Here is a 16563-nt window from a genome sequence, read left to right as displayed (position 1 = left end):
CAAGCCATCGCACGCAAAGCGCGGTGACGGGCGGGACAAACAGAACAAACAGCAAGCAAGATATGAAAATAGCACTTATCGGCTACGGTAAGATGGGGCACATGATAGAAGAGATTGCCCGTCAACGCGGCCACGAGATTGTAAGTATTATCGATGTCAATAACCAAGACGATTTCGACTCGCCTGAGTTCGCTTCGGCCGACGTGGCCATCGAGTTCACCAATCCTACTGCCGCCTATGGCAACTACCTCAAGGCGTTCAGCCATGGCGTGAAGGTGGTGAGCGGCTCTACAGGCTGGATGAAAGACCATAAGGACGATGTGGTCAACCTGACCAAGGACGGCGCCAACACCCTCTTCTGGGCTTCCAACTTCAGCATCGGCGTGGCCATCTTCTCGGCCGTCAACCGCTATCTGGCCAAGATTATGAACCAGTTTGACGAGTACAATGTGTGCATGCAGGAAACCCACCACGTGCACAAACTCGACGCCCCCAGCGGCACCGCCATCACTCTGGCAGAGGACATCATCGACAACATAGACCGCAAGAAGGACTGGAAACGCGGTGTGACCTACTGGACCGAGGACGGCCACCAGGACGAAGGTGACGGCAACATCACCGACGAGGACCTGGTAATCAACTGCGTGCGCGACGGCGAGGTGCCCGGCATCCATACCGTCATCTACGACTCTGAGGCCGACATGATAAGCATCGAGCACAACGCCCACTCGCGCAAGGGCTTTGCCCTCGGTGCCGTGCTGGCTGCCGAGTTTACCGCCCAGCACAGCGGACTGCTCACTACTTCAGACCTCTTCAAATTCTAAACGACTATGATAGACAAGACAAAAGCCAAACTCAATATGAAAGTGCAGTGGACCAAGTTTGTGGTTGTACTGGCACTGTATCTTCTCTTTCTCGTATGGGTGAAATCGTGGCTCGGCCTGGTGGTTGTGCCCTTCATCTTTGATGTGTATATCACCAAGAAGATACGCTGGCAGTGGTGGCGTGATGCCGAGGCTCCTGTGAGGTTTGTGATGAGTTGGGTCGACGCCCTCGTGTTTGCACTGGTGGCTGTCTACTTCATCAACCTCTTCTTCTTCCAGAACTATGTCATCCCCTCTTCTTCGCTTGAGAAGAGTCTGCTCACGGGCGACTATCTCTTTGTGAGCAAGGTGAGCTATGGCCCCCGCATCCCACAGACCCCGCTCACCATGCCTCTCACCCAGCACACGCTGCCCGTAATCAATACCAACAGCTACATCTCCTGGCCCCACTGGGACTATCGCCGCGTGAAGGGCTTGGGTCATGTGAAGCTCAATGACATCGTGGTGTTCAACTATCCTGCCGGCGACAGCATCCTCACCGAAGAGCGCTATTCCACCCAGTACTACTCTATGGTCTACGGCTTCGGCGCCAACCTCTATGAGCAGAAATACGGTGCCACGCCCGATGTGAGCAGCATGAACCCTATGGAGCAGCGCCGCTACTATGGTGAAATCTACGGGCTGGGCCGCCACTATCTGGCCAGCATGCCCACGGATTTTGGCGACATCAGCAGCCGTCCTACCGACCGTCGTGAGAACTATGTGAAGCGCTGTGTGGGATTGCCCGGACAGACCCTCCAAATCAAGAACCATATCGTCTATCTCGATGGCAAGGCCAACAAGGAGCCCGACAATGTGCAGTATGCCTATGCGGTAAACCTGAAGCCGGGCAAGGAAATCCCCGACGAGATGCTGCAGCAGCTGGGTATCTCTATGGAAGACCTGCTGTCGCTCAACCAGAACGGATATATGCCCCTCACGGCCCGTGCCGTCAAGGCGCTGCGTGAGCGCAAGGATCTGGTAGACTCCGTGGTGTTCTACAACGACCCCTCGACCTTCGAACTCTATCCCAAGAACGCCTACACCGGATGGACCCGCGATAACTATGGTCCCGTGTGGATTCCCAAGAAGGGCGCGAGCATCCAGCTGACCCTGAAGAATCTGCCCATCTATGAGCGCTGCATCAAGGTGTATGAAGACAACGACCTGCGCGTCGACAACCGTGGCCGCATCTTCATCAACGGCAAGCAGGCCAAGAGCTATACCTTCAAGATGGACTACTACTGGATGATGGGCGACAACCGTCACAACTCGGAAGACTCGCGCTACTGGGGATTTGTGCCCGAAGACCACGTGGTGGGCAAGCCCATCTTTATCTGGTGGAGCTCTGACCCCGACCGTAAGGGCTTTGGCGGCATACGATGGAGCCGTCTGTTCCGTTGGGTAGATAACATCAAGTAAGTAGGACTATGAGCGGCACTGTCAAAACCCTATTGATTGTGGCAGCGGCAGCAGTGCTGCTCTTCCTGTTTCGTGTGTCTGTATGTACCATCTACACCATCCCCGACAACACGCTCGCCCCTGCCGTGAAGCAGGGCGACAGGGTGCTGGTAAATCGCTGGAGCTATGGACTGCGTGTGGGTGGCAACGACTGGATAAGCTACTGCCGTATAGCCCGTAAAACGGTAGAAAAGGGCGATTTCATCGCTTTCGATGCGCCTGTCTCTTCTGCTGCAAAGAGGGCTGTAATGATGGGTAGAGTAGTGGCTGTGCCCGGCGATACGGTCAAGATTGACGGCCAGATGTATGTCATCCCGCGTGGATGCCAGGTGTGTACCTGTGGCTGCATGTCGTCGTGCATCGTCAACCCCAACCAGCATGGCGGCGATATGCTCATTGCCGAGAGCGACATCATCGGCAGAGCCACCTCGGTCATCTACAATTTCAACAATTATTATTTCGACAACTCGCGATGGTTTCTCCCGATACGCTGACACCAGCCCTTCTTTCCACCACTTATTTCGGTCCGATACAATGGTATCAGAAACTCCACCGGCATAAGCCCTGTCTGATAGAGCGGCATGAGAGTTTCATCAAGCAGACCTACCGCAACCGCATGGTCATCGCCACGGCCAATGGCGCGCAGACGCTCTCTATCCCCGTGACCCACGACGACTCGATGCTTATCACCGATATCCGTATCTCTGATCACGCCAACTGGCGGCATGTACACTGGAACGCCCTCGCTTCGGCCTACGGCGAGAGTGCCTTCTTTGAGTATTATCAGGATGACATCCGTCCCTTCTTCGAGCAGAAGTGGGAGTTTCTGTATGACTTCAACGAGGCCATCATGTACAAGATGATAGAGCTGCTCGACCTGCGTGTGGATGTGGGTGCCACCGAGAGTTATATCAAAACAGAAACTCACGATAATGCCGATGTTATCGGTGATTATCGTGAGTCTATACGTCCGAAGAAGCCGCTGCCTGATGCGGATTTCTGTCCTCAGCGTTATTATCAGGTCTATGCCCAGCGGCATGGATTTATTCCCAATCTGAGCATCCTCGACCTCCTCTTCAACCAGGGCAACGAGTCGATACTCTATCTCTGATACCTTATTTATATATAAGCGTGGTGAGCTGCGTAGGGTCAAAGACCGTCTGCGCCACCTGCTGTATGTCGGCGGTGGTCACGCTGTCGATTTGGGCAAACAGCCGCTCGGTGTCCTTCTCCCAACCATAATGGAGGAAGCTCTTGGCAAAATCGAGGGCAAAGTTCTCCCTGTTGTCGCAGGCAATACCTATCTGCCCCTTCAACTGGCGCTTGGCGTTGGCGAGCTGGGTCTCGGTGAGGCTGTGGTCGCACACGCGGTTGAGCTCGCTCCTCACCAGGCGCATACAGCGCTTCACGTCGTGAGGGTCGCAGCCGAAATAGGTGGCCCACATGCCTGTGTCGCCATAGCAGACCATCGAACTCTCCACGGTGTAGACCAGTCCGTTGCGCTCGCGCAATGCCATGTTCAGGCGGGCGTTCATGCCCGGTCCACCCAGGATGTTGTTGAGCACAAAGAGCGCTATGCGTCTCGGGTCGTGGATGTCGAAGGTGCGGTTGCCCATCATCACATGAGCCTGGTGGGTATGGCGCTCGCTCACGATGGTCTGACCCGTAAGCGGCTGCATGAATGGCGATGGAATGGGCGAAAATGGCTTGCGCTGGGCACCCTCGGCAGCCACCGTGCAGTCCATAGCCTTGCACAGCATACGGGTGAGTCGGCCGAAGTCGATGTCGCCGTAAGCGAAGAAGATGGCGCGGTCGGCACGGTAATGCTCGCGCGTGAAGCGGAGCGCATCGGCGGTGGTGAAGCGCCTCACCCTGTCGGCATTGCCCAGGATGTTGTGGCCCACGGGATGCCCGGCGAAGACCAGGTTCTCAAACTCGTCGTAGATGAGCTCGGCGGGACTGTCGTGATAACTCTCTATCTCGTCACAGATAATCTCCACCTCCTTGTCTATCTCGTGCTGGGGATAGACCGAATGGAAAACCATGTCGGAGAGCAAGTCGACCGCCCGCGCAAGATGGTCGTTCATCACGGCGGCATAGAAGAAAGTGTCTTCCTTATTGGTAAATGCGTTGAGGTCGCCGCCCACGCGCTCAAGAGCGTTGATGATGTGGCACGCCTTGCGCCGCTCAGTGCCCTTGAAGGTGACGTGCTCGCAGAAATGGGCGATTCCTTCGTCATCTTTGGCTTCGTGGCGCGAGCCTGCAGCCACGCCATATCCGCAGAAAACTACCCGTGACGCCGAGGGGCGGTGTATCACCCTCAGACCATTCGACAGAGTGCATGAGTTATATTCCATAATTATGTGCAAAATTACGGAAATTTGCTTTGATAATTGCGTAAAAATATAGATATTTGCATCTAAAATAACTGATATGCGCAAAGTAATAGGAATAGGCGAGACTGTGCTCGACATCATATTCAAGGACAACCAACCTGTGGGCGCTGTGCCTGGAGGTTCGGTCTTCAATGCCATGATTTCCCTTGGCCGTTGTGGCGTGGCTTCCACGATGCTTACCGATGCCGGCCGCGACCGTATCGGCGACCAGGTGGTAAGTTTCCTCAGTGACAATGGCGTCTGTGCCGACTATGTGCAGCGCTTTGCCCATGGCCAGTCGCCCGTGTCGCTTGCCTTTCTCGATGAGGCTAACAATGCCCAGTACATGTTCTATCGCGACAGTCAGGTAGACCGCCAGGACATCAATATCCCTGACCTCCACGCCGACGACATCGTGCTCATAGGCAGCTACTATGCCCTCGACCCCGCCGTGCGCCAGCAGGTGGTAGCCCTGCTTGACCAGGCGCGCGCTGCCGGTGCCATCATCTATTACGACATCAACTTCCGTCCTTCCCATCGTACCGATGTGATGAAGGTCACGCCCAATCTGCTCGACAACCTTGACTATGCCGACATTGTGCGTGGCAGTGTCGACGACTTCGAGGTGCTCTACCGCAAGCAGGACCCCGAGACCATCTACAAAGCCGAAATCTCGTTCTACTGCAAGCGCTTCATCTGCACCCGAGGCGCTCAGCCCGCCGTGGTGCTGGCCGACGGTGGCGTGGTGGGCGAATACCCTGTCGACACCACCGACACCGTGAGTACTATAGGTGCCGGCGACAACTTCAACGCCGGTTTCATCTATGGTCTGCTGCGCCAGGGCATCACCCGAGACCATCTCGACCGCGGGCTCACGCAGCAGCAGTGGGACGGACTCATCGCCGACGCGCTGGCGTTTGCCGCCGAGAGTTGCAAGAGTATCTACAACTATATCTCAGTCGATTTCGGCAACAACAAGCAATTACCAAATCATATTTAATATGAACATTATTAATAATAACATTTACTATGTAGGAGTCAACGACCGCAACAAGTCGCTCTTCGAAGGACTGTGGCCGCTCCCTTATGGAGTCTCTTACAATTCTTACCTCATCGACGACGACAAAGTGTGTCTCATCGATACCGTGGAGGTCGATTTCTTTGCCCGATATATCAGCAATATCCGCGAAGTCATCGGCGGTCGCCCCGTCGATTATCTCGTCATCAACCACATGGAACCCGACCACAGCGGGTCTATCGCCCTGCTGCGCCAGTATTATCCCGATATGCAGGTGATAGGCAACAAGAAGACCATCGGTATGCTCGAGGGCTTCTATGGTGTCACCGATAACTGTGTAGAGGTGAAAAACGCCGAATCCATCGCTCTCGGCAAGCACAACCTTACCTTCCACCTCACCCCCATGGTCCACTGGCCCGAGACCATGATGACCTACGAGTCTGCCACCCAAACCCTCTTCAGCGGAGATGCCTTCGGCTGCTTCGGAGCCCTCAACGGAGGTGTCATCGATGACGCCATCAACACCGACTGGTGCTGGGACGAGATGACCCGTTACTACTCCAACATCGTGGGTAAGTATGGCATCCCTGTGCAGAACGCCCTGAAGAAGCTCGCCGGTCTGCCGCTCGCCTACATTTGTTCCACTCACGGCCCGGTTTGGCACAGCTACATCGACAAGGTTGTGGGCATGTACGACAGCATGAGCCGCTACGCCACAGTGCCTGGCCTGGTCATCTGTTATGGCACCATGTACGGCAACACCGAGCGCATGGCCGAGGTCATAGCCGAGGCAGCCTCCAAAGCCGGCCTCAAGGACATTCTGCTTTACAATGTCTCCAAGACCCATCACAGCTACATCCTGCGGGATATCTTCAAGTATCGCGGACTCATTGTCGGTGCGCCTACCTATAACGCCGGACTCTACCACGAGATGGATGTGCTGCTGGCAGAGATCGCCAACCGCGACGTCAAGGACCGCCTCTTTGGGTGGTTTGGCAGCTACGCCTGGGCAGGCAAGGCCGTGCAGAAGATTACTGAGTGGAACGATACCCGACTTCACTTCGAGGCCGTCGGCACTCCCGTTGAGATGAAGCAGTCTCTTAATGCTGAGACTCAGGCTCAGTGCGAGGCGCTGGGAAGAGCCATGGCCGAAAAACTCCTTGCCGATGAGTAATCCCCGCACGCTGAAAGACTGGTTTATAGCGCTCCGCCCCTGGTCTTTTTCCACCTCTGCCATTCCCGTGATAGCGACGTTGGCTTTTGTGTGCTTTGCCTCTCATCACGACATTGACTTGGGGCCTTCAACCTCTGCTCCCGACTACGCCAACGGTTTCCTCAGCCTGCTGATGATTATGCTGCTCCATGGCGGAGGCAACCTCGTGAGCGACTATTACGACCATGTGCGTCGCGTAGACCTCCCCGGCTGCCCCAATGGTGTCCATTGGATATCGTCGGGCGTGTTCCGTCCGCGCGAGATATTGGTCTATGGCCTTCTGCTCCTTGCCATAGGTGCTGCCGTGGGCGTGCTTATCCTCTTCCGTTCAGACATTGAGGTGCTGTGGATAGGCGTCCTTGCGGTGGCGTTGCCCTTGGGCTATCCCTGGCTCAAGGCCCATGCCCTCGGCGATGTCGACATCCTGCTCTGCTTTGCCGTGCTGCCCGCGCTGGGTACCTGCTTTGTCATGACAGGCGTCTACTATCTCCCCGTGCTTTTCCTCAGTCTTCCCTACGGACTCCTCACGGTGTCTATCCTCCATGCCAACAATACCCGAGACCGTGCCAACGACCGCCGGGCCGGACTCCTTACCCTTCCGCTCATCCTCGGGTGGCAGGCGTCGCGCCGCCTCTATGTGGCCTATCTTGTCGTGCCCTATCTGTTGGTACTCTTTGTCATGGCATTTTATTTCGGCCACTCTGCCACCATCCTCTGTCTGCTCCTTGTGCTGCTCACGCTGCCCGTTGCCGTGCGCAACATCAGGGCGATGATGACCGCAGAGACCGAGGACAAGCAAGACATCGGTGCGCTCGACCAGATGTCGGCGCAGCTGCAGCTCGTCTTCGGACTCTCTTACTCCCTTGGATTTGCTTTGGCCTCTTTTGTATAAAAACATGGACAATATGACGATGGAATCGGCAAAAATCAACGACTCTCGGGTCTGGATAGCGGTGGCTGTGGCCGCTGTGCTATGGTTTGTGATGTTCTCGCCCTGGACGGCTCCGATGGTCAACTTCTGGTATGCCATGACCACCTCGGCTGTCATCCTTGTCACCCTCTCCACCTGCTTCTGCCGCCAGTGGCTTGCCGACATCCGCCCCACCGTCAGCCAGCTGGTCCTGGGGTTGGTCATCGCCCTGGTGCTGTGGTGCGTGTTCTGGGTGGGCGACAAGGTGTCGCAGCTGCTGTTCAGCTTTGCCCGCCCCCAAGTCGACATGATTTATGGCATGAAGAGCGGCACAGCCTCTGCCCTCATCGGCGTGCTGCTCCTGCTTGTCATCGGTCCTGCCGAGGAGATTTTCTGGCGCGGCTATGTGCAGCGCCGCCTCTCCCAGCGCTGGAATGTCAATGTGGGGTTTGTCGTCACGCTTGCCCTCTATACGTTGATACATGTGTGGTCTTTCAACTTTATGCTGCTCATGGCTGCGCTGGTGGTAGGAGCCTTCTGGGGAATTCTCTACCGTCTGCGCCCGCAGTGGCTCACCGCCCTTGTCATCTCCCACGCCGTGTGGGACGCCTGCGCCTTTGTGTTTTTCCCTTTCTGAATGTTTTTCCTCAACCGTCTGACCTATGAAGAGATTTAAGTTTGGACTCCTGCCACGCATCCTGGTGGCCATCGTCTTGGGTATCGTTGTCGGCAACTGGCTGCCTCTGCCCCTAACCCGTGTGTTCATCACGTTCAATAGCATCTTCGGCCAGTTTCTGGGCTTCATGATACCCCTCATCATCGTCGGACTGGTCACCCCCGCCATCGGCGATATCGGTCGCGGAGCCGGACGGCTGCTGGTTGTCACCGTGCTCATAGCCTATCTCGATACCGTCTTTGCCGGGCTCCTCTCCTTTGGCACCGGCTCCTGGCTCTTCCCCGACATGATAGGCAGTGTCACCTCTGCCCAGGTCGAGAAGGCCACTGCCATTGAGCCCTATTTCACCATCTCCGTGCCGCCGCTCATTGATGTGATGAGTGGCCTGCTCTTCTCCTTCGTCGTGGGCTTGTGCATCGCCTATGCCCAGCTGCCCACGCTCAAGGGACTCTTTGCCGACTTCAAGGCAGTCATCGCCACCACCATCTCCAAGGCCATCATCCCCCTGCTGCCCATCTACATCTTCGGCATCTTCCTCAATATGACGCGGTCTGGCCAGGCTTACCATATCCTTGCCGTCTTTGCCCGTATCATCGTGGTCATCTTCATCCTCCACCTTTTCATCCTGCTCTACGAGTTTGTCGCTGCCGGCATCATTGCCCGCCGCAATCCCTTCAGGCTCCTCTACAACATGCTGCCCGCCTATTTCACTGCCCTCGGCACCTCGTCGTCGGCAGCCACCATACCCGTGACCCTCAAGCAGACCATGCGCAATGGCGTGAGCGAGAGCATCGCCGGATTTACCGTGCCCCTCTGCGCCACCATCCACATGTCGGGGTCTATGATGAAGATTACCTCGTGCGCGCTCGCCATCTGCCTCATGGAGGGCATGGGCCACGACACCCTCACCTTCATCAATTTCATCCTCATGCTCGGCATCATGATGGTGGCAGCGCCCGGAGTTCCCGGCGGAGCCATCATGGCAGCCCTGGCGCCCCTGGCGTCTATCCTGGGCTTCAGCGACGAGCAGCAGGCGCTCATCATCGCCCTCTACATCGCGATGGACTCATTCGGCACCGCCTGCAACGTTACCGGCGACGGAGCCATCTCGGTGGTGGTCAACCGCCTCTTCAGCCGGCACAGAGCTTAGCGATGTCGTCCAGCGAGTGGGCCACGTCGATATAGTCGTGCCATGACCCGCGCACGAAGCCACGCTCCTGCATATCGTCGAGCAGTTCGATGAGTTTGCCCCAGAACCCCTTCAGGTCATAGACTATCACCCTCTTGTTGTGATAGCCTATCGTGTGGGCTGCCACCACGGTGAATATCTCGTCCAGGGTTCCCACGCCACCAGGCAGAGCCACGATGATGTCGCTCTGGGCCACCAGCAGGTCCTTGCGGTCGCTCAGATTGTCACAGGCAATCTCTACATCCAGGTCGGCAAACTTCTTGCCACCGCGTTCCACGAGCGTGGGCACCACACCTATCGTCATGCCACCATGGTCCTTCACCGCCTTGCCTATGCACTGCATCAGGCCGATGTTGCAGCCGCCGAATACCAGCGTATGCCCGTTGTCAGCCATCCACCGCCCCATCTCCTCAGTTGCCGTGAAGAAGTCGGGGTCTATGTTGTTGTTGGCCGAACAGAAAACTCCAATTTTCATAATGCTTTTTGTCGTTGTATGTATTAATAGGTACAAAGTTACAACAAAAAGCAAACAATTTCCCATCCTTCTTGGGAAAACCGGGATAAGACTCCTTGCGTATTCCAATCCTATCGTAATCAATAAGCAATATGCGCCGTGGACGGTACGCACCCCCGGCAACTCTGAACCGCGTGTTATCGGCGTGGCGCTATGCGTTGCGGAAAGATAAAGTGTGGAGATTGGTGAGGCATCAAACTTAAAGAGCCATTCAAGGGGCAGTTGCTGCGGTAACGCCTACGGCTAATCGCAACTCCTACAGAGTTGCCAGGCTGGTGGATCGTCTACCCAGGGTAGCGGACTACGCCCGCAACCCTGGGCTGGGGAAACGCAACTCTGTCAGAGTTGCTGCTGCTTGAGTAAGGCTCTTTGGAAAGCCCCTCTCCAGCTCTTCCCAAGGGTAGAGTGCCAAAATCAATTATATACCAGGTGTTTTGCGCTTATCCTTATTCCCTTGACGAGGTACGGAATAGGGTTTATTGGCGTGCTTATATCCTACGGCAACGCTGAACCGAAGGTCACCGGCGTTATGCTATGCGTCGCGGAAAGATAAAGTGTGGAGATTGGTGAGGCATAATCATCAAGAGAGAACAAATGTCCATTCATATACGAATCCATTGACATTGTTTTCCTTCCCCTTGGGGAAGGCCAGGATGGGGCTTTCTTCCGGCAACTCTGTAGGAGTTGCGCTTAGCCGCAGGCGTTACCGCAGCGGGAACATCTGCGGGACAGCTGCAAATATTACAATCATTAATAATAAACAAGGTGATACCAAAACACAAAAAACCGTGGTGATAGCTGTCGGCTTCGCCTGGGTGTGCCTGTCGGTGACGCCTGTCGGAAAACGAGTTTTCCTCCGTGTCGTCCCCATCATCCCCACCGTCATGCACGGCATGACGACAGCAGCCACGACGGTAAAAAAAGCAGCCCTTGGCCGTTCAAAAACTCCGCCGTTGGCGGTACAAAAACAGCAGCTTGTCGACGACCCTCCCAACTCTCCCAAGGGGCGGGAGTTCATTCTTGCTGCGTTTGTGGAGGTTGTGGTAGCTCTCATTTCTCTTGGTGAAGGCTCTGCTGGGGTTTTCCTTGGCTGGCTCGTAACGTATGTCACGTGGTCTCGTATCAATTGTTACGTGCTCACGTGCCTTATGTCACGAGCCCTCGTGTCAAATGTTACGAGCCGGCGAGGGTGCCCTCGGGGGTGTAGAGATGCCCTTGCGTGATGCGCACCGTCCGTCAACGGCATCCACACCGGCCGCTATCGACATCCACACCGTACGGTATCGACATCGTTATTGGCCGATGCGCATAGCACGTGATGGTCGCGACGACAAGGAGGAAAACTCGTTTTCCGACGGGCGGTGACACCAGCTCCACCAAGGCGAAGCCGCCAGCAGATGCTGCGGTTTTTTGTGTTTTGTCGTTACCTTATTTAATATTAGGGGTTGTGGCATTTGTCATCGGCTTGCTGATTTTTCTGCTGCGGTAACGCCTTCGGCTAATCGCAACTCCTACAGAGTTGCTACAATTGAGGGGATTATTACCCAGGGTAGAGGTGCTTCGCCCCTCAACCCTGGGCTATGAAATCGCAACTCCTACAGAGTTGCCGGAAGAAAGCCCCATCCTGGCCTTCCCCAAGGGGAAGGAAAACAATGTCAATGGATTCGTATATGAATGGACATTTGTTCTCTCTTGATGATTATGCCTCGCCAATCTCCTCACTTTATCTTTCCGCGACGCACAGCATAACGCCGATGACCTTCGGTTCAGCGTTGCCGTAGGATATAAACACGCCAATAAACCCTATTCCGCAACTCGTCAAGGGAATAAGGATAAGCATAAAACACCTGGTATATAATTGATTGGATCACTCTCCCTTTGGGGAGAGCTGGAGAGGGGCTTTCCAAGGGGCCTTACTCAAGCAGCAGCAACTCTGACGGAGTTGCGTTTCCCCAGCCCAGGGTTGCGGGCGTAGTCCGCTACCCTGGGTAGACAACCCACCAGACTGGCAACTCTGTAGGAGTTGCGCTTAGCCGTAGGCGTTATAAACCAAGGGGTCTTCCCTGTTCCTTGAATATATCATCAATAATATAAACAAAAAGATTTGCCCCTTTTCAGGGCTTTGCCCTATGCGTCAGTGTATGTCGGGAAATATCTCGAGAGCGAGCTCTCGGATATTCTCCGCCATACCCCGCCGCGCCTGCCTGATGGCAGGCTGAAAAGGGGCAAATACAAAAAGTCCGCCGTTGGCGGTAAAAAAAGTCCGGCTACGCCGGTACAAAAAAGAGATTACCTCATAAATCACATATTGGTGGTTTATATAACCTACAATCATTAACCCGCTGCTGCCCAAGTGATGGATGGGGAAAAACACCGCTATCCACCCCAAACACAGCAAGCAGGAACTCCCGCCCAATGGGGATGGCAAGAGAGGGGCTTTCAATGGAATGTTTTTTTACCGCCAACGGCGGACTTTTTGAACGGCCAAGGGCCGCTTTTTTTACCGTTGTGGCTGCTGGCGTCATGTCGTGCATGACGGTGGTGATGGTGGTGACGATGAGGAGGAAAACTCGTTTTCCGACGGGCGTTACCACCAGCTCCACCAAGGCGAAGCCGCCAGCAGCTGCAGCGGCTTTTTATATTTTGTCGTTACCTTATTTAATATTAGGGGTTGTGGCATTTGCTATCGGCCTGCTGATTTTTCTGCTGCGGTAACGCCTTCGGCTAATCGCAACACTTACAGCGTTGCTACCCTTTTTTGTATCAATACCCAGGGTAGAGGTGCTTCGCCCCTCAACCCTGGGCTGTGAAATCGCAACTCCTACAGAGTTGCCGGAAGAAAGCCCCATCCTGGCCTTCCCCAAGGGGAAGGAACACACTGTCAATGGTTTCGATGATGAATGGGCATTTGTCCTGTCTTGATGAATATGCCTTGATAATCGCCGCATTTTACTTTTCTGCCTCTTGCCTTTCCGCGCCGGCGTACTGCGTTCCGTCTCATCGTTGGGTCATAGAAAAGAGAATGGGCGCCATCTTGTTTGGCGCCCATTCGTTTCCCACGATGATAGTGGGTAGTGTTACGAGTCTATCTTTTGATTTGTTTGTTCACTCTCACCCTGCGGAGAGCCGGAGAGGGCTTCCCCTTCGGCAGAGCCTGGATGAGGGCTGTCAGGAGTCAACTATCTCTGCTTCTTGGGTCGGCGTCTTGCCCATCCCTCTTCACTGAAGTCGGGCTCTTCGCCTCTTAGGTTTACCGCTTTGCCGTTGATGAGATTGCGCCAGTCGTCGCGTCCATGCTGCTGACGGTCTGTGCGGCGCTCGCGGTTGGGTCGGCGGTCGCCTCTCTCGTCTCTGCGCTGTGGGCGACCCTCTGCGCGCGACCCGCGGGCTGCTCTGCCGTGTCCGGCTTCGTCAGCCTCGTTGCAGCGCACCTCACGACCCTTGTATACCGTGCCGTTGAGGGCGCGCATCACGCGCTGAGCATCGTCTTGTGGCACCTCGATATAGGCAAACTTGGAGAGCAGGTCTATGTGTCCCACCTCCTGTCGTCCACCCTTGACGTGGCGGTTGATGTACTGCATCACCTCGCCGGGGTAGAAGCCGTCGGCCTTGCCCAGATTGATGAAAAGACGGGTGTAGCCAGCCTCTGCCTTGCGCGGCCCACGCTGGCGGTCGCTCTGGCGGCCCTTGCTGCCAGCCTCTGCGCTGCGGCGCTGTGTAGAGGGTCGCTCTATCTCTGGCGCGTTCTTGTAGTACTCGAGGAAGCGGCCGAAGGTCACTGCCACCATCTTCTTGAGGATGTCCTCCTTGTCTATATACTCAAACTGTCGGTTTATTTCGTCCATATAGAGAGCTATCTGCTCTTCGTCTACATCGGTCTTCATGATGTCGTCCATCACCTTGTACAGCTGCTTCTTGCATATCTCCTCGGCGGTGGGCAGTGTGCCGTCGACGAAGTCCTTGCCGATGACGCGCTCTATGTTGCGCACCTTAGACTTCTCTCGGGTGTGTATGATGGAAATCGAGGTACCCTTCTTTCCGGCTCGGCCTGTGCGTCCGCTGCGGTGGGTGTAGTTCTCTATATCGTCGGGGAGTCCGTAGTTGATGACATGGGTGAGGTCGCTCACGTCGAGTCCTCGTGCAGCCACGTCGGTAGCCACGAGCAGCTGCACCGTGTGCTGGCGGAACTTCTGCATCGTCAGGTCGCGCTGCTGCTGCGAGAGGTCACCGTGCAGCGCTTCGGCGTTGTAGCCATCGCGTATGAGCTTGTCGGCTATCTCCTGTGTCTCGACCTTGGTGCGGCAGAAGATGATGGCGAAGATGCGTGGGTAGAAGTCTACCACGCGCTTGAGAGCCAGATACTTGTCCTTGGAGTGCACCATATAGTAGATATGGTTGACGTTTTCGGCACCCTCGTTGCGCGAGCCTACCACTATCTCCTTGTAGTCGTGCAGATAGTTGCGTGCTATGCGCTCTATCTCCTTGCTCATGGTGGCCGAGAAGAGCAGCGTGTTGCGGTCTTCGGGCACTCCCTCGAAGATGGCGTTGATGCTGTCGGTGAAACCCATATTGAGCATCTCGTCGGCCTCGTCGAGCACCACGTTGCGCACATGGTCGAGACGCGCCACGCCACGGTGCATCAGGTCGATGAGTCGTCCGGGGGTAGCCACGATAATCTGCACGCCATGGCGCAGGGTGCGTATCTGCGCCTCGATGGACGCGCCGCCATATACCGCCACGATATGCACTCCGGGCATATACTTGGCAAAGTCGTTGAGGTCGTCGGCTATCTGGAGGCACAGTTCACGCGTGGGGCTCAGGATGAGCGCCTGCGTCTCCTTGCTTGTAGGGTCGATGCGCTGGAGCACGGGAATACCGAAGGCTGCCGTCTTGCCGGTGCCGGTCTGTGCCAGGGCTATCACGTCGTTGCGGTTGCCCAAGAGATACGGGATTACTTCTTCCTGGACGGGCATGGGGTGCTCAAATCCAAGTTCGCTGATGGCGCGGCGAATGTCCTCGCTCACGCCCAATTCTTCAAATGTCTTCAATGTTTTTTCCTATTAATGATGAATAATCATGGAAGGCGCCTCACCCTCCCAGCCATTAATAGGGTGTATGACCTTCATGTATATAAAACCCACAAGCAGCGCGCCCGCTGCAGTAAATTCGATGCAAAGGTACACAAAAATCAATGAATGACAATCGTTTTTGCGGGAAAAGTGATTGCCACGGCGCAAAAGTTGGTCTATATCAAGTGTGGGGGTGCTGCTTTTTCTGCTGGGTAACGCCTACGGCTAATCGCAACTCCTACAGAGTTGCTATCCTTTTTTGTATCAATACCCAGGGTAGAGGTGCTTCGCCCCTCAACCCTGGGCTATGAAATCGCAACTCCTACAGAGTTGCCGGGAGCGCGTACCGTCCACAGCGCATTTTGCTTATTTACTACCACCGCATGGGCGTACACAAACGAGCCCATCACAGCGTTCTACGATGGCAATATAATAACGGCAAAACAAATAAGCCACAACTGGTTAGCACTCTCTCCTCTTGGGGAGAGCTGGAGAGGGGTCTTCCAAGGAGCCTTACTCAAGCAGCAGCAACTCTGACGGAGTTGCGTTTCCCCAGCCCAGGGTTGCGGGCGTAGTCCGCTACCCTGGGTAGACGACCCACCAGCCTGGCAACTCTGTAGGAGTTGCGCTTAGCCGTAGGCGTTATAAACCAGGGGGTCTGCCCTGTTCCTTGTATATGCCATCAATAAAAGAAACAAAAAGATTTGCACCTTTTCAGGGCTTTGCCCTATGCGTCCGTGCGTGTCGGATAATATCTCGAGAGCGAACTCTCGGATATTCTCCGCCATACCCCGTCGCGCCTGCCTGATGGCAGGCTGAAAAGGGGCAAATACAAAAAGTCCGCCGTTGGCGGTAAAAAAAGTCCGGCTACGCCGGTACAAAAAAGAGATTACCCCATAAATCACATATCGTTGGTTTATATAACCTACAATCATTAACCCGCTGCTGCCCAAGTGATGGAAAGGGGAATACACCGCTATCTCCCCAAACACAGCAAGCAGGAACTCCCGCCCATTGGGGATGACAGGGGATGGGCTTTCAATGAAATGTTTTTTTACCGCCAACGGCGGACTTTTTGAACGGCCAAGGGCCGCTTTTTTTACCGTTGTGGCTGCTGGCGTCATGCCGTGCATGACGGTGGTGATGGTGGTGACGATGAGGAGGAAAACTCGTTTTCCGACGGGCGTTACCACCAGCGCCACCAAGGCGAAGCCGCCAGCAGTTGCTACGGCTTTTTGTGTATTTGGTATCACCTTATATAATATTAGAGGTTGT

14 protein-coding genes are annotated in these 16563 nt (G+C 55.2%); 10 read left to right on the top strand and 4 right to left on the bottom strand.

Going from position 1 to position 16563, the window contains the following annotated elements; translation table 11 throughout:
* The first annotated feature begins 62 nt into the window (after positions 1 to 62).
* From dapB to CIK92_RS08685, 4 genes are read left to right on the top strand one after another with little or no spacing between them, the layout of a single operon-like run.
* Positions 63 to 824: a 4-hydroxy-tetrahydrodipicolinate reductase gene (gene dapB, locus CIK92_RS08700; protein ID WP_094388855.1), complete on the top strand. Its 762-nt coding sequence runs from the start codon at positions 63 to 65 to the stop codon at positions 822 to 824.
* A gap of 6 nt (positions 825 to 830) precedes the next feature.
* Positions 831 to 2285, top strand: coding sequence for a signal peptidase I (gene lepB, locus CIK92_RS08695; RefSeq protein ID WP_094388826.1), 1455 nt, complete (start codon positions 831 to 833; stop codon positions 2283 to 2285).
* An 8-nt stretch (positions 2286 to 2293) separates the two neighbouring features.
* Positions 2294 to 2818 carry a signal peptidase I gene (gene lepB / locus CIK92_RS08690; protein ID WP_094388825.1) on the top strand — a complete coding sequence of 175 codons (525 nt, stop codon included), beginning with the start codon at positions 2294 to 2296 and terminating at the stop codon, positions 2816 to 2818.
* A complete protein-coding gene (locus CIK92_RS08685; protein ID WP_022309846.1) occupies positions 2797 to 3435 on the top strand; it encodes a WbqC family protein in 639 nt (212 codons plus the stop codon). Before lepB (CIK92_RS08690) ends, CIK92_RS08685 begins: the two co-directional genes overlap by 22 nt.
* A 4-nt stretch (positions 3436 to 3439) precedes the next feature.
* Here the strand turns inward: CIK92_RS08685 and CIK92_RS08680 are convergent, their stop codons facing one another.
* On the bottom strand, positions 3440 to 4681 hold the full coding sequence (locus CIK92_RS08680; protein WP_094388824.1) for a pitrilysin family protein: 1242 nt from the start codon (positions 4679 to 4681) through the stop codon (positions 3440 to 3442).
* Positions 4682 to 4757: 76 nt separating this feature from the next.
* On the opposite strand from CIK92_RS08680, the gene CIK92_RS08675 reads away from it, so the two are divergent.
* From CIK92_RS08675 to CIK92_RS08655, 5 genes are read left to right on the top strand one after another with little or no spacing between them, the layout of a single operon-like run.
* Positions 4758 to 5699, top strand: a complete 942-nt coding sequence (locus tag CIK92_RS08675) for a carbohydrate kinase (protein WP_094388823.1) — start codon at positions 4758 to 4760, stop codon at positions 5697 to 5699.
* Between the two features lies 1 nt (position 5700).
* Positions 5701 to 6891, top strand: a complete 1191-nt coding sequence (locus CIK92_RS08670; RefSeq protein WP_094388822.1) for an FprA family A-type flavoprotein — start codon at positions 5701 to 5703, stop codon at positions 6889 to 6891.
* On the top strand, positions 6884 to 7822 hold the full coding sequence (locus CIK92_RS08665) for a prenyltransferase (RefSeq protein WP_158214769.1): 939 nt from the start codon (positions 6884 to 6886) through the stop codon (positions 7820 to 7822). The genes CIK92_RS08670 and CIK92_RS08665 overlap by 8 nt, the downstream gene beginning before the upstream one ends.
* A 4-nt stretch (positions 7823 to 7826) precedes the next feature.
* Positions 7827 to 8477 carry a CPBP family intramembrane glutamic endopeptidase gene (locus CIK92_RS08660; protein WP_254046034.1) on the top strand — a complete coding sequence of 217 codons (651 nt, stop codon included), beginning with the start codon at positions 7827 to 7829 and terminating at the stop codon, positions 8475 to 8477.
* 25 nt (positions 8478 to 8502) lie between these two features.
* Positions 8503 to 9666 carry a dicarboxylate/amino acid:cation symporter gene (locus tag CIK92_RS08655; protein ID WP_094388820.1) on the top strand — a complete coding sequence of 388 codons (1164 nt, stop codon included), beginning with the start codon at positions 8503 to 8505 and terminating at the stop codon, positions 9664 to 9666.
* Here CIK92_RS08655 and CIK92_RS08650 read toward each other — a convergent pair.
* Entirely contained in the window at positions 9647 to 10180 is a 534-nt protein-coding gene (locus CIK92_RS08650; protein WP_094388819.1) for a TIGR00730 family Rossman fold protein, read from the bottom strand. The two genes, CIK92_RS08655 and CIK92_RS08650, sit on opposite strands and share 20 nt — an antisense overlap.
* A 2460-nt stretch (positions 10181 to 12640) precedes the next feature.
* Between CIK92_RS08650 and CIK92_RS08635 the strand changes: the two genes are divergently transcribed.
* A complete protein-coding gene (locus CIK92_RS08635) occupies positions 12641 to 12934 on the top strand; it encodes a hypothetical protein (RefSeq protein ID WP_144289388.1) in 294 nt (97 codons plus the stop codon).
* Between the two features lie 464 nt (positions 12935 to 13398).
* On the opposite strand, the gene CIK92_RS08630 is transcribed toward CIK92_RS08635, so the two are convergent.
* Positions 13399 to 15267, bottom strand: a complete 1869-nt coding sequence (locus CIK92_RS08630; RefSeq protein WP_094388815.1) for a DEAD/DEAH box helicase — start codon at positions 15265 to 15267, stop codon at positions 13399 to 13401.
* 650 nt (positions 15268 to 15917) lie between these two features.
* Positions 15918 to 16541 carry a hypothetical protein gene (locus CIK92_RS08620; RefSeq protein ID WP_144008215.1) on the bottom strand — a complete coding sequence of 208 codons (624 nt, stop codon included), beginning with the start codon at positions 16539 to 16541 and terminating at the stop codon, positions 15918 to 15920.
* Between the last annotated feature and the right edge of the window lie 22 nt (positions 16542 to 16563).

Source organism: Prevotella sp. P4-67, assembly GCF_002251325.1.
Classification (GTDB): Bacteria; Bacteroidota; Bacteroidia; order Bacteroidales; family Bacteroidaceae; genus Prevotella.
Note: the sequence above shows the minus strand (reverse complement) of the source record. Positions and strands in the feature narration are given on the sequence as shown.